This is a genomic window from Rubrivivax gelatinosus (assembly GCF_016583785.1).
GTDB classification, from domain to species: domain Bacteria; phylum Pseudomonadota; class Gammaproteobacteria; order Burkholderiales; family Burkholderiaceae_C; genus Rubrivivax; species Rubrivivax gelatinosus_B.
The window spans coordinates 1-13,700 of the sequence record NZ_NRRU01000120.1 but is presented as its reverse complement, the minus strand read 5'-3'; the positions used below and the strand labels follow the sequence as shown (position 1 = coordinate 13,700).

Genomic DNA, 13,700 nt, shown 5'->3' with positions numbered 1-13,700 from the left:
GGTCGAGGCCCTCGCCCCGGCGGCACCGGCCGCACCCGCGTCGACGCCGACGCCTGCGGTCACGGTCGCCGCGGCGGCGCCGGTGGCATCGGCACCTGAAGCGGCCTCTGCGGCCGTGCCGGCCTCGGCGGCTGCGTCCCAGCCGGCGAAGAAGCGCCCGCTGCCCGCGTCGGCCCCGGCCCCGGTCGCCGAGGAGGAACAGAGCTTCCTCGACGCGCTGCTCGAGAACCCGATGCTGCTGCCGGCGGGCGGCCTGCTGGTCGCCCTGCTCGGCGGCCTGCTGTTCTGGCGCCGGCGCCAGCGCGGCGCCAACGGCGGCGGCGAGACCTCCTTCCTCGAGAGCCGCCTGCAGCCCGATTCCTTCTTCGGCGGCAGCGGCGGCCAGCGCATCGACACGCGCGAAGCCACGCCGTCCGGCTCGCCCTCGTCCATGAGTTATTCGCTGTCGCAGCTCGACGCGATCGGCGACGTCGACCCGGTCGCCGAGGCCGACGTCTACCTCGCCTACGGCCGCGACCTGCAGGCCGAGGAGATCCTGAAGGAGGCGATGCGCGCCAACCCGGACCGCATGGCGATCCGGCTCAAGCTGCTCGAGGTCTACCTGAAGCGCCGCGACACCAAGGGCTTCGAACTGCTCGCGACCCAGGTCTTCACGACCACCCAGGGCAGCGGCGAGGACTGGGAGAAGGCGCAGGAACTCGGCCGCCAGATCGACCCCGAGAACCCGCTGTACCAGCCGGGCGGGGCGCCGACGCTCGAAGTCGGCCCCGGCGGCAAGGTGATCGAGCCGCTGGGTGCGACGACGATGCCGCATGCGGCCAAGCCGACGCCGTTCACGCCTGATTCGTCGCTGCTGCCCGAGCCCGAACCGGCGCCGGCCGCCGGCCTGGACCTCGATCTCGACCTGGACATCGACGCGCCGGCACCGGCGGCGCCGGCCACGATGGACGCGACGCGGCCGATCCCGCGCGACGAAGGCCCGAGTTCGGCCAACGCGCCGCTCGACTTCGAGCTGCCGCTGGTCGACACCGGCCCGGCGCCGCTGGACGAACCGATCCCGACGCCCGAGACCTCGGCTTTCGACGAGCGTGCCGACTCGAGCCCGCCGCAGGACCTGGGCGGCCTGGACTTCGACCTCGGCGACCTCGCGCCGCCTTCGCCGCCGCCGGCGAGCGCGCCCGCCAGCGGCGAGCCCTCGCTGGACTTCAGCGACTTCGGCCTCGGCCCGGACACGCTGCCGCCGATCGGCGACGGCGACCCGCTGGCACGCAAGCTCGAACTCGCCGAGGAGTTCCGCCAGATCGGCGACCTCGAAGGCGCGCGCGACCTGCTCGAGGAAGTCATCGCCAAGGCCGACGGCGCGCTGAAGTCCAAGGCGCAGGCGATGCTGTCCACGCTTGGCTGATCGGGACGCCGGCGGCCCGGCGGTCGCGCCGGGCGGCCGCATCGCGCTGGGCATCGCCTACAAGGGCGCGCGCTACCACGGCTGGCAGTCGCAGCCCGACGGCCGCACGGTGCAGGACGTGCTCGAACGTGCGCTCGCCAAGTTCGCCGCGCAGCCGGTGTCGACGCTGTGCGCCGGCCGCACCGACGCCGGCGTGCATGCGCTGAACCAGGTGGTGCACTTCGACGCGCCGGTCGCACGCGACCCGTTTTCCTGGGTGCGCGGGACCAACCGCTACCTGCCCGACGACGTCGCGGTGCAGTGGTGCCGGGAGGTCGACGCACGCTTTCACGCCCGCAACAGCGCACGCGGCCGCCGCTACCGCTTCGTCGTGCTCGAGGCGCCGGTGCGCCCGGCGATCGAAGCCGGCGTCTGCGGCTGGGTCTTCCGGCCGCTGGACGGCGACGCGATGCGCGCGGCGGCGGCGCAGCTGATCGGCGAACACGACTTCAGCTCCTTCCGTGCCGCCGGCTGCCAGGCGCTGACGCCGGTGAAGACCATGCGGTCGATCGAGGTCGCCCGCCGCGGCGCCTACTGGCGCTTCGACTTCGACGCCAGCGCCTTCCTGCACCACATGGTGCGCAACATCGTCGGCTGCCTGGTCGCCATCGGCAGCGGCCGCCAGCGCCCCGAGTGGATGGCCGAGGTGCTGGCCGCCCGCTCCCGCGACGCTGCCGCGCCGACCTTCCCGCCCGAGGGGCTGTACTTCCTCGGCCCGTACTACGATCCGGCCTTCGCCCTCCCCGAGCACACTCCGGCCATGGATTGGCTGGTCTGAGGCTTGCCGCCCGATGTCCCGCACCCGCATCAAGATCTGCGGCCTGACGCGCGAGGCCGACGTAGCCGACGCCGTCGAAGCCGGCGCCGACGCGCTGGGTTTCGTGCTCTACCCGAAGAGCCCGCGCGCGCTGACGCCCGAACGCGCTGCCGAACTCGCGCGCCGGCTCCCGCCGTTCGTGACGCCGGTGCTGCTGTTCGTCAACGCCGAGCCGGCCGCCGTCGCACATGCGGGCCAGCTGCTGCCGCAGGCGCTGCTCCAGTTCCACGGCGACGAGACGCCCGAGCAGTGCGCGGCCGCCGGCCGCCCCTGGTTGCGGGCGGCGCGCATGGCGCCGGGTTTCGATTTGTTAGACTTCGCCCGGCGCCATACCGGCGCGACGGGCCTGCTGCTCGACACCCATGTCGAGGCTTACGGCGGGAGCGGAAAGGTCTTCGATTGGTCACTGATACCACCAAGCGTGCCCATTCCGGTCGTTTTGTCTGGTGGGTTGAATCCTGCCAACGTGACCGATGGGGTGCTTCGCGTCCGGCCCTGGGCCGTTGACGTCAGCTCCGGCGTCGAGCGCGACAAAGGCATCAAGGATGCCGCGCTGATGCGCCGGTTCTGCCAGGCGGTGCGCGAGGCCGATGCCCGCGCCGCTGAATCGAAGGACACCCCACCATGCTGAATTACGACCAGCCCGATGCCCGCGGGCATTTCGGGCCCTACGGCGGCAGCTTCGTCGCCGAAACGCTCACCCACGCGCTGCACGAACTGCAGGACGCCTACGCGCGCTACCGCGAGGACCCGGAGTTCGTCGCCGAGTACCGCTACGAGCTCAAGCACTTCGTCGGCCGCCCGAGCCCGATCTACCACGCCGCGCGCACCAGCCGCGAACTCGGCGGCGCCCAGATCTACCTGAAGCGCGAGGACCTGAACCACACCGGCGCGCACAAGATCAACAACGTCATCGGCCAGGCGCTGCTCGCCAGGCGCATGGGCAAGCCGCGTGTCATCGCCGAGACCGGCGCCGGCCAGCACGGCGTGGCCACGGCGACGATCTGCGCGCGCTACGGCCTGGAATGCGTGGTCTACATGGGCAGCGAGGACGTCAAGCGCCAGAGCCCCAACGTCTACCGCATGCACCTGCTGGGCGCCAAGGTGGTGCCGGTGGAAAGCGGCAGCAAGACGCTGAAGGACGCGCTCAACGAGGCGCTGCGCGACTGGGTCACCAACGTCGAGGACACCTTCTACATCATCGGCACCGTGGCCGGCCCGCACCCCTACCCGGCGATGGTGCGCGACTTCCAGCGCGTCATCGGCGACGAGTGTCTGGTGCAGATGCCCGAACTCGCCGGCCGCCAGCCCGACGCCGTGATCGCCTGCGTCGGCGGCGGCAGCAACGCGATGGGCATCTTCTACCCGTACATCCGCCACGAAGCCACGCGGCTGATCGGCGTCGAAGCCGCGGGGCAGGGCATCGCGACCGGCAAACACGCGGCCTCGCTGTCGGCCGGCTCGCCCGGCGTGCTGCACGGCAACCGCACCTATCTGCTGCAGGACGACAACGGCCAGATCACCGAGACGCACTCGATCTCGGCCGGCCTGGACTACCCCGGCGTCGGCCCCGAGCACGCCTACCTGAAGGACATCGGCCGCGCCGAATACGTCGGCATCACCGACGACGAGGCGCTTGCGGCCTTCCACCACCTGTGCCGCACCGAGGGCATCATCCCGGCGCTCGAGTCCAGCCACGCGCTGGCGCACGCGATGAAGATCGCGCCGACGATGCGCGCCGACCAGATCCTGCTGGTGAACCTGTCCGGCCGCGGCGACAAGGACATCGGCACCGTCGCCGACCTGTCCGGTGCCGACTTCTATTGCCGCCCCTCGTGCCGCGGCCAGACGGTGAAGGGAGGTGCGCAATGAGCCGCATCGCCGCCACCTTCGAGGCCCTGGCCCGCGACGGCCGCTCGGCGCTGATCCCGTACGTCACCGCCGGCGACCCCTTCGCCGACGCGACGCCCGACATCATGGCCGCGCTGGCCGACGGTGGCGCCGATGTCATCGAACTCGGCGTGCCGTTCTCCGACCCGATGGCCGACGGCCCGGTGATCCAGCAGGCGAGCGAGCGCGCGCTGGCGCGTGGCATCGGCCTGGCCAGCGTATTCGCCGCGGTGCGCAGCTTCCGCGAACGCAACCAGCACACCCCGGTCGTGCTGATGGGGTACGCTAACCCGGTCGAACGCTACGACGGCCGCAACGGCGCGGGCGCCTTCATCCGCGATGCCGCGGCTGCCGGCGTCGACGGCGTGCTGATCGTCGACTACCCGCCCGAGGAGTGCGAGGCTTTCGCCGCGCAGCTGAAGGCGGCCGGCCTGGACCTGATCTTCCTGCTGGCACCGACCTCCACCGACGAGCGTATGCGCCTGGTCGGCCGGCTCGCCAGCGGGTATGTGTACTATGTCTCGCTGAAAGGCGTCACCGGCGCGGGCCATCTGGACACCGCGGCGGTGGCGGCGATGCTGCCGCGCATCCGCGCGCACGTGAAAACGCCGGTCGGCGTGGGCTTCGGCATCCGCGACGCCGCGACGGCGCGAGCGGTGGCCGAGGTCGCCGACGCCGTCGTCATCGGTTCGCGGCTGGTGCAGCTTCTGCACGAGCAGCCGCGGGCCACGGTGGCCGGCGCGGCGCGTGCTTTCATCGCCGAGATCCGCGCCGCCCTGGACGCCTGCGAACAAGGAGTGAATCGATGAGCTGGTTGGAAAAGCTGCTGCCGCCGAAGATCCAGCCCACCGACCCGAGCGAGCGCCGCACGGTGCCCGAGGGGTTGTGGATCAAGTGCCCGTCCTGCGAGACGGTGCTCTACAAGACCGACCTCGAGCAGAACGTCAACGTCTGCCCGAAGTGCAACCACCACCACCGCATCGGTGCGCGCGAGCGCCTGGACCACTTCCTCGACGCCGAAGGGCGCTGGGAGATCGGCCAGGAAGTGCTGCCGGTGGACGCGCTGAAGTTCAAGGACAGCAAGAAGTACCCCGAGCGGCTGAAGGCCGCGCTCGAGACCACCGGCGAGACCGACGCGCTCGTCGTCATGGGCGGCGCGGTGATGAGCGTGCCGCTGGTCGCCGCGTGTTTCGAGTTCGACTTCATGGGCGGCTCGATGGGCTCGGTGGTCGGCGAGCGTTTCGTGCGCGGTGTCGAAGCCGCGGTCGAGCAGAAGGTGCCCTTCGTCAGCTTCGCCGCCACCGGCGGTGCGCGCATGCAGGAAGGCCTGCTGAGCCTGATGCAGATGGCCAAGACCAACGCTGCGCTGACACGGCTGGCGCGCGCCAAGCTGCCCTACATCAGCGTGCTGACCGACCCGACGATGGGCGGGGTCTCGGCCAGCTTCGCTTTCGTCGGCGACGTCGTCATCGCCGAACCCAAGGCGCTGATCGGTTTCGCCGGCCCGCGTGTCATCGAGAACACGGTGCGCGAGAAGCTGCCCGAAGGCTTCCAGCGCAGCGAGTTCCTGCTGACCAAGGGTGCGCTGGACATGATCGTCGACCGCCGCCAGATGCGGCAGACGGTCGCGCGCATGCTCGCGATGCTGCAGCGCCAGAGCGCCGACGCGGTGGCCTGAACATTTCCCTCCTGTGACGACGCCGGGCCCTTCGTGGCCCGGTTTTGCTTCCGATGACCACGCCCGCCACGCTGGACGACTGGCTCGCGCACTGCGAGCGCATGCACCCGATCTCGATGGACCTGTCGCTGGAGCGCACCGTCGAGGTCGCCCGCCGGCTGGACATCCGCTTCACGATGCCGCTGGTCGTCGTCGCCGGCACCAACGGCAAGGGCTCGACCTGCGCGATGCTGGAGTCGATATCGCGGCAGGCCGGCTACCGCGTCGGCCTGTACCAGAAACCCGAGCTGGTGCACTTCACCGAACGCTGCCGCGTCGACGGCCGCCCGGTCGACGCCGACGCGCTGCTGCCGCATTTCGAGGCCGTCGAGCAGGCGCGTGGCGACATCACGCTGACCAAGTTCGAGTTCACGACGCTGGCCATCGCCCGCCTGCTGTCGCTGGCGCCGCTGGACCTGGTGATCCTCGAAGTCGGCCTGGGCGGGCGCTACGACGCCGTCAACGCCTTCGACGCCGACTGCGCCGTCATCACCAGCATCGACATCGACCACACCGAGTACCTCGGCCCCGACCGCGAGAGCATCGGCCTGGAGAAGGCACAGGTGATGCGCACCGGCCGCCCGGCGATCATCGGCGACCCGGTGCCGCCGGCTTCCGTCGTCGACCACGCGCGCGAGATCGGCGCCGACCTCTGGCTCGCCGGCCACGACTTCCACCACGGCGGCGACCGCCAGCAGTGGCACTGGAGCGGCCGCGACCGGCGCTACAACGGCCTGGCCTTCCCGGCGCTGCGCGGTGCCAACCAGCTGCTCAATGCGTCGGCGGCGCTGGCGGTGTTCGAAAGCCTGCGCGAGCGTCTGCCGATCAGCGCCCAGGCGGTGCGCACCGGGCTGGCGCTCGTCGACCTGCCGGGGCGTTTCCAGGTCGTGCCGGGGCAGCCGGCGCTGGTGCTGGACGTCGCCCACAACCCGCAGTCGGTGGCGGCGCTGGCGCTCAACCTCGACGCGATGGGCTTCTACCCGCGCACACGCGCCGTCTTCGGCGCGATGCGTGACAAGGACATCGCCGGCGCGCTGGCCAGGATCCGGCCGCTGATCGACGTCTGGCACCTGTGTGCGCTGCCGACGGCGCGCGCCGCCACGCCCGAGGAGCTGGCCGCGGTGGTCGGGCCCGGCAGCGAGGTCATGCTGCACGCTTCGCCGGCCGAGGGCTTGCAGGCCGCGATCGCCGCATCCGACCCAGCCGATAGAATCGTGGTCTTCGGCTCGTTCTTCACCGTGGGCGGCGTTCTGCGCGACGGCCTGCCGCGGCTGGCGGCGCCGCACGCCGGCTGACACCCGATGCCCCTGCCTTCGTTCCTGAAGCGTAAACCCTCCCCGGCGCCCGAGCGCCGCTCCGCGACGCCGGCCGACGACGGTGCCGACGTGCAGGCCGCGCGCACCCGCGCCCGCCGCCGCCTGATCGGCGCCGCGGTGCTGCTGGTGGTCGGCGTGGTCGGCTTCCCGCTGGTCTTCGACACCCAGCCGCGCCCGGTCTCCGTCGACGTGCCGATCGAGCTGCGCGGCAGCGCCGCGTCGTCGCCGCTGGCGCAGACGCCGACACGCAGCCTGCGCTCCAGCGGTGTCGTCGTCGCTGACGCACCCGCGGATGCCGGCACCGAGCCGGAACCGGCCGCCGAGCCCAGACCCGAACCGAAGCCCGAGCCCACGCCGGAACCCAAACCCGAGCCGACGCCGGTGGTGACGCCAGCACCGGCGCCGGTGGTGACGCCCGCTGCCCCCGCGCCGGCGAAACCGGCCTCGGCGCCCGTCAAGCCGGATGCTGCGGTGACGCTGGTCAAACCCTCGTCCAAGCCGGCGTCCGCGCCGGCACGCAGCGATGCCGAACGTGCCAGGGCGCTGCTCGAAGGCGCGGCGGCGGCCAAGGAAGTGCGTTTCGTCGTCCAGATCGGCGCTTTTGCCGATGCCGCGGCGCTGAACCAGGCGCGTTCGCGCGCCGACAGGAGCGGGCTCAAGAGCTACACCCAGGTCGTCGAGACCAGCGCGGGCAAACGCACCCGGCTGCGCGTCGGCCCTTTCGACAGCCGCGAGGCCGCCGACCGTGCCGCCGCCAAGCTCAAGTCCGCCGGGCTGCCGGCGGCGGTGCTGACGCTGTGATGCCGGACCTCGGCTGGGTCGACTGGATGCTCGCTGCCGTGCTCGCGGTCTCGACCGTCGTCGGCCTGGTGCGCGGTTTCGTCTTCGAGGCGATGGCGCTCGCCGGCTGGGTCGTCGCCTGGTTCGCGGCGCACTGGTTCTCGGCCGATCTCGCGCGCCACCTGCCGGTCGGCACGCCCGGCGGCGCGCTCAATCACGGCGCGGCTTTCGCGCTCACCTTCATCGCCACGCTCGTCGCGTGGTCCCTGCTCGCGCGCCTGGTGCGCCTGCTGGTGCACGCGACTCCGCTGTCGCCTGCCGACCGCGCGCTCGGCGCCGGTTTCGGCCTGCTGCGCGGCGCCGTCGTGCTGCTGGTGCTGGCGACCGTGGTCGCCTGGACGCCAGTGGCGCAATCGCCGTCGTGGCGCCAGTCGCACGGCGCGATGTGGCTCAATACCGCCATGCAGGGGCTCAAGCCCGTGCTGCCGGTCGACCTGGCGCGGCAACTGCCGGCCTGAAAGGAATCCCCACCATGTGCGGCATCGTCGGCGTTCTCGCGAAGACTCCCGTCAACCAGCTGATCTACGACGCGCTGCTGCTGCTGCAGCACCGCGGCCAGGACGCCGCCGGCATCGTCACGATGCTCGGCACCAAATGCTTCATGCACAAGGCGCGCGGCATGGTGCGCGACGTCTTCCGCACGCGCAACATGCGCGCGCTGCCCGGCAGCGTCGGCCTCGGCCAGGTGCGCTACCCGACCGCCGGCAACGCCTACAGCGAGGAAGAGGCGCAGCCCTTCTACGTCAACGCGCCCTTCGGCGTGGTGCTGGTGCACAACGGCAACCTGACGAACGCGCACGCGCTGAAGGCCGAGCTGTTCGACATCGACCGCCGCCACATCAACACCGAGAGCGACACCGAGGTGCTGATCAACGTGCTCGCGCACGAGCTCGACAAGGCCGCCACCGGCCTGCCGCTGACGCCGCACGAGGTCTTCGCCGCGGTGTCGGCGGTGCACCGGCGCGTGCGCGGCTCCTACGCGGTGATCGCGCTGATCGCCGGCTACGGCCTGCTCGCCTTCCGCGACCCGCACGGCATCCGCCCGCTGTGCATGGGCGCCGGCCCCGACGGCGAGGTCATGCTCGCCAGCGAGTCGGTCGCGATCGAAGGCAGCGGCTTTCGTTTCGTGCGCGACGTCGAGCCGGGCGAGGCGGTCTTCATCGACCTGGCCGGCAACGTGCACACCCAGCAGTGCGCCGCGGCGCCGCGCCTGAACCCCTGCATCTTCGAGTACGTCTACCTGGCGCGGCCGGACTCGGTGATGGACGGCATCTCGGTCTACCAGGCGCGGCTGAACCTCGGCGAGACGCTGGCGCAGCGCCTGATCTCGACGATGCCGCCGAGCGAGATCGACGTCGTCATTCCGATCCCCGAATCGAGCCGCCCGAGCGCGATGCAGCTGGCGCACAAGATCGGCAAGCCGTACCGCGAAGGCTTCGTCAAGAACCGCTACGTCGGCCGCACCTTCATCATGCCGGGCCAGTCGGTGCGCAAGAAGAGCGTGCGCCAGAAGCTCAACGCGATCGGCGTCGAGTTCAAGGGCCGCAACGTGCTGCTGGTCGACGACTCCATCGTGCGTGGCACGACGAGCAAGGAGATCGTGCAGATGGCGCGCGAAGCCGGTGCGCGCCGCGTCTACATGGCGAGTGCCGCGCCGCCGGTGCGTTTCCCCAACGTCTACGGCATCGACATGCCGACGAAGGAGGAACTGATCGCCCACGGCCGCAGCATCGAGCAGATCCGCGAGTTCATCGGCGCCGACGCGCTGATCTACCAGGACGTCGACGCGATGAAACGGGTCGTCGGCGCACTCAACCCCAAGGTGCAGGGTTTCGAGGCGAGCTGCTTCGACGGCGTCTACGTCACCGGCGACGTCAGCGCCGCCGATTTCCAGGCGATGGAGACGCAGCGCAAGCTGCAGTTCGACGAAGAAGACGGCCCGGCCCGCTCCCGTCTCGCGCTACAAAGCGCAGAGGAATGATCCGATGATCCGCAAGACCGACCTGCCCGCCGACGCGCGCCGCGACACCCTGGCCGTGCGCGAGGGCCTGCCCTGCACCGAGTGGGGCGAGAACTCCGAGGCGCTGTTCATCACCAGCAGCTTCGTGCACCCCGACGCCGAGACCGCCGCGCGTCGCTTCGCCAACGAGGAGGAGGCTTTCGTCTACAGCCGCTTCTCCAACCCGACGGTGACGATGATGGAGCGCCGGCTGGCGGCGCTGGAAGGCACGACCGGCTGCATCGGCACCGCCAGCGGCATGTCGGCGATCCTGCTGCTGGTGCTGGGGCTGCTCAAGGGCGGCGACCACGTCGTCTGCTCGCAGAGCGTGTTCGGCTCGACGATCAAGCTGTTCCAGGACTTCGCCAAGTTCGGCATCGAGACCACCTTCGTCTCGCAGACCGAGGTCGCCCAGTGGCGCGACGCTATGCGCCCTAACACGAAGCTGCTGTTCGCCGAGACGCCCAGCAACCCGCTGACCGAGACCTGCGACATCCGCGCGCTGGCCGAGATCGCGCATGCCGGCGGCGCCAAGCTGGCGGTCGACAACTGCTTCTGCACCCCGGCGCTGCAGCGCCCGGTCGAGTTCGGCGCCGACTTCGTCGTGCACTCGGGCACCAAGTTCCTCGACGGCCAGGGGCGTGTCGTCGCCGGCGCCATCTGCGGCCCGGTGGAGGTCATCGACGCGCAGCTCGTGCCGGTGATGCGCAGCGCCGGCATGACGCTGTCGCCGTTCAACGCCTGGGTCGTGCTCAAGGGGCTGGAGACCTTGTCGATCCGGATGAAGGCGCAGAGCGAACGAGCGCTGGCGCTGGCGCACTGGCTCGAGGCGCACCCGGCGGTCGAGCGGGTCTACCACCCGGGGCTGGCATCGCACCCGCAGCACGCGCTGGCGATGGCGCAGCAGGACGGCTGCGGCGGCGCCGTCGTCTCCTTCATCGCACGCGGCGAACGCGCCGGCGCCTTCGCCGTCATCGACGCGACGCGCATCTGCTCGATCACTTCCAACCTGGGCGACACCAAGACCACGATCACGCATCCGGCGAGCACCTCGCACGGGCGCCTGAGCGAGGCCCAGCGCCAGGCCGCCGGCATCACCCAGGGCATGATCCGCGTCGCGGTCGGCCTCGACGACATCGAAGACCTGAAGGCCGACCTCGCGCGCGGCCTGGATCAACTGAAACTGGCATGAACGTCCGCACCCGCATTGCCCCGTCGCCGACGGGTTTCCTGCACCTGGGCACCGCGCGCACCGCGCTGTATTCCTGGGCCTACGCCCGACACTTCGGCGGCCAGTTCGTGCTGCGCATCGAAGACACCGACGTCCAGCGCTCGACGCAGGAATCGGTCGACCAGATCCTCGAGGCGATGAAGTGGCTGGGCCTTGAATACGACGAAGGCCCGTTCTATCAGACGCAGCGCCTGGAGCGTTACCACGCCGTCATCGAGCAGATGCTCGCCGAGGGCACGGCCTACAAGTGCTACTGCGCGCCCGAGGAACTGGACGCGATGCGCGAGGAGCAGCGTGCACGCGGCGAGAAGACGCGCTACGACGGCCGCTGGCGCCCCGAGCCGGGCAAGGTGCTGCCGCCGGTGCCCGAGGGCGTGAAGCCGGTGGTGCGCTTCCGCAATCCGCCGCAGGGCATGGTCGCCTGGGACGACCTGGTCAAGGGCCCGATCATGATCTCCAACACCGAGATCGACGACCTGATCATCCTGCGCCCGGACGGCATGCCGACCTACAACTTCGCGGTGGTCATCGACGATTGGGACATGCGGATCACCCACGTCTTCCGCGGCGACGAGCACATCAACAACACGCCCTGGCAGATCAACATCTTCCGCGCGCTGGGCGCGCCGCTGCCGCGTTTCGGCCACTGCCCGATCATCCTCGGCGAAGACGGGCTGAAGCTGTCCAAGCGCCGCGGCGCGGTCAGCGTCACCGCCTACCAGGAAGCCGGCTACCTGCCCGAGGCGATGCTGAACTACCTGGCGCGCCTGGGCTGGAGCCACGGCGACGAGGAACTGTTCCTGCGCGACCAGATGGTGCGCTGGTTCGACGGCAGCCACCTCGCCAAGAGCCCGGCGCAATGGGACCCGGCCAAGCTCGCCTGGGTCAACGCGCACTACATGAAGCAGGCCGACGACACGCGCCTGGCGGGCCTGGTGCAGCAGCAGCTCGTGTCGCGCGGCGTCACGGTCGGCGATCTGGACCAGCTGACGCATGCCGCGGCGCTGTTCAAGGACCGCTGCACCACCGTCGTCGAGCTCGCCGACTGGGCCGAGATGCTCTACGTGCCGATCAAGCCGCGCGACGAGGACCTGCAGGCTTACGTCACCGAGGCGGTGAAGCCGGCGATCCGCGTGCTGCGCGAGCGCCTGACCGAAGTGGCCTGGGACAAGGCCACGATCGCCGCGGCGATGAAGCAGACGCTGGCCGAACACCAGCTGAAGATGCCGCAGCTGGCGCCGGCGCTGCGCGTGCTGGTCTGCGGCCGGCCGCAGACACCGTCGATCGACGCGGTGCTGGCGCTGTTCGAGAGAAAAATCGTGCTCGAACGCTTGCAATCCATCTGAAATACGTTCTATACTCTTGGTCTCGCTTGAACGGCGTTGAACGTACTCACAAGGGGGTATAGCTCAGCTGGGAGAGCGCTTGCATGGCATGCAAGAGGTCAGCGGTTCGATCCCGCTTACCTCCACCAAAAGTCATCAGCGCCGTTCGAGAAGTGCGAAGAATCAGTCCCCTTCGTCTAGAGGCCTAGGACACGACCCTTTCACGGTTGTAACAGGGGTTCGAATCCCCTAGGGGACGCCAAAAAAGCAAACGACACCACACGGTGTCGTTTGTCTTTTGAGAGAGCCGGTTTTCCGCGTCGGGAGAACCGGGGTTCGCCGAGACGACGCAGCATCCAGTCCCCTTCGTCTAGAGGCCTAGGACACGACCCTTTCACGGTTGTAACAGGGGTTCGAATCCCCTAGGGGACGCCACAAGGTAGACCACGAACGGCAGCGTTAGCTGCCGTTTGTCGTTTTAGGGCCTGCCGGCCAGCTCCGTTGCACAGGCCTGGCCGGCCAGCAGACGCAGCGCGCGGTCTATGCGCGGCCCCGGATCCCATTCGGGAACCGGCGACGTCAGGCCCAGTGCCATCTGTCGCAGCGGCTCGGCGATGACCATCGACAGCAGCAGGTCGCAGACGACCTCGGGCTCCTCGGCCCGCAGCAAGCCCTTGGCACACTGGCGCCGCAGCCAGTCCGCCAGCATCGCGCGACCGCGCTCGATGCCGTTGCGCTGGTAGATCGCCAGCAGTTCCGGCTTGGCCGGGAAGTCGGTGTTCAGCAGGCGGAACAGCCCGACGGCCTCTGCCGACAGCACGCGTTCGGCCACCTGCCGCAGGATCGCGGCCAGCGCCGGCACCACATCGGGGCCAGAGTGCACATCGACCGCCATCGCCGGGCGGAAACCATCGGTCCAACTGCGCACGACCAGGGCCACCAGTTCCTCGCGGTTGGCCGCCAGGCGATACAGCGTCTTCTTCGCCAGCCCGGCGCGCTTGGCCACTGCTTCCATCGTCGTCGCCGCATACCCTTCGTTGAGCAACAGCCAGGTCGCGGCCGCCACGGCGGCATCGCTGGCTTCGTTCTCGGGCCGGGCTGGCGAAGAAGACGCTGTATCG

13 protein-coding genes and 3 tRNA genes are annotated in these 13,700 nt (G+C 70.2%); 15 read left to right on the top strand and 1 reads right to left on the bottom strand.

The genetic code is table 11. The annotated features are described in order from the left end of the window. The 15 genes from CKO43_RS22295 to CKO43_RS22225 all read left to right on the top strand — a co-directional run. A partial coding sequence (locus CKO43_RS22295; RefSeq protein WP_276570317.1) for a FimV/HubP family polar landmark protein occupies positions 1 to 1,405 on the top strand: 1,405 nt, incomplete at its 5' end. Beyond that, positions 1,398 to 2,222 (top strand): tRNA pseudouridine(38-40) synthase TruA, encoded by an 825-nt coding sequence (truA, locus tag CKO43_RS22290; RefSeq protein WP_200380012.1) that lies wholly within the window; start codon positions 1,398 to 1,400, stop codon positions 2,220 to 2,222. The genes CKO43_RS22295 and truA, both read left to right, overlap by 8 nt. 13 nt (positions 2,223 to 2,235) lie before the next feature. Continuing rightward, entirely contained in the window at positions 2,236 to 2,892 is a 657-nt protein-coding gene (locus tag CKO43_RS22285; RefSeq protein ID WP_200231962.1) for a phosphoribosylanthranilate isomerase, read from the top strand. Next, a complete protein-coding gene (gene trpB / locus CKO43_RS22280) occupies positions 2,886 to 4,133 on the top strand; it encodes a tryptophan synthase subunit beta (protein WP_200380011.1) in 1,248 nt (415 codons plus the stop codon). Before CKO43_RS22285 ends, trpB begins: the two co-directional genes overlap by 7 nt. Continuing rightward, positions 4,130 to 4,960 (top strand): tryptophan synthase subunit alpha, encoded by an 831-nt coding sequence (trpA, locus tag CKO43_RS22275; RefSeq protein WP_200380010.1) that lies wholly within the window; start codon positions 4,130 to 4,132, stop codon positions 4,958 to 4,960. The genes trpB and trpA overlap by 4 nt, the downstream gene beginning before the upstream one ends. Further along, positions 4,957 to 5,829, top strand: a complete 873-nt coding sequence (gene accD / locus CKO43_RS22270) for an acetyl-CoA carboxylase, carboxyltransferase subunit beta (RefSeq protein WP_200231965.1) — start codon at positions 4,957 to 4,959, stop codon at positions 5,827 to 5,829. The genes trpA and accD overlap by 4 nt, the downstream gene beginning before the upstream one ends. Before the next feature lie 53 nt (positions 5,830 to 5,882). After that, positions 5,883 to 7,163 carry a bifunctional tetrahydrofolate synthase/dihydrofolate synthase gene (gene folC, locus CKO43_RS22265; protein WP_200380009.1) on the top strand — a complete coding sequence of 427 codons (1,281 nt, stop codon included), beginning with the start codon at positions 5,883 to 5,885 and terminating at the stop codon, positions 7,161 to 7,163. A gap of 6 nt (positions 7,164 to 7,169) precedes the next feature. Continuing rightward, positions 7,170 to 7,985, top strand: a complete 816-nt coding sequence (locus CKO43_RS22260) for an SPOR domain-containing protein (protein ID WP_200380008.1) — start codon at positions 7,170 to 7,172, stop codon at positions 7,983 to 7,985. Next, complete coding sequence (locus CKO43_RS22255; protein ID WP_200231968.1) at positions 7,985 to 8,482, top strand: CvpA family protein; 498 nt, start codon at positions 7,985 to 7,987, stop codon at positions 8,480 to 8,482. Before CKO43_RS22260 ends, CKO43_RS22255 begins: the two co-directional genes overlap by 1 nt. A 14-nt stretch (positions 8,483 to 8,496) precedes the next feature. Further along, entirely contained in the window at positions 8,497 to 10,005 is a 1,509-nt protein-coding gene (gene purF / locus CKO43_RS22250) for an amidophosphoribosyltransferase (RefSeq protein ID WP_200231969.1), read from the top strand. A gap of 4 nt (positions 10,006 to 10,009) precedes the next feature. After that, positions 10,010 to 11,215 (top strand): O-succinylhomoserine sulfhydrylase, encoded by a 1,206-nt coding sequence (locus tag CKO43_RS22245; RefSeq protein ID WP_200231970.1) that lies wholly within the window; start codon positions 10,010 to 10,012, stop codon positions 11,213 to 11,215. Beyond that, positions 11,212 to 12,600, top strand: coding sequence for a glutamate--tRNA ligase (gene gltX / locus CKO43_RS22240; protein WP_200380007.1), 1,389 nt, complete (start codon positions 11,212 to 11,214; stop codon positions 12,598 to 12,600). The genes CKO43_RS22245 and gltX overlap by 4 nt, the downstream gene beginning before the upstream one ends. A gap of 52 nt (positions 12,601 to 12,652) precedes the next feature. Beyond that, positions 12,653 to 12,728 (top strand) — tRNA-Ala (locus CKO43_RS22235). Between the two features lie 37 nt (positions 12,729 to 12,765). Then, a tRNA-Glu gene (locus CKO43_RS22230) sits at positions 12,766 to 12,841 on the top strand. Between the two features lie 97 nt (positions 12,842 to 12,938). Beyond that, a tRNA-Glu gene (locus CKO43_RS22225) sits at positions 12,939 to 13,014 on the top strand. Positions 13,015 to 13,057: 43 nt separating this feature from the next. Here CKO43_RS22225 and CKO43_RS22220 read toward each other — a convergent pair. After that, the coding region (locus CKO43_RS22220) for a TetR/AcrR family transcriptional regulator (RefSeq protein ID WP_200380006.1) at positions 13,058 to 13,700 on the bottom strand (643 nt) is incomplete at its 5' end.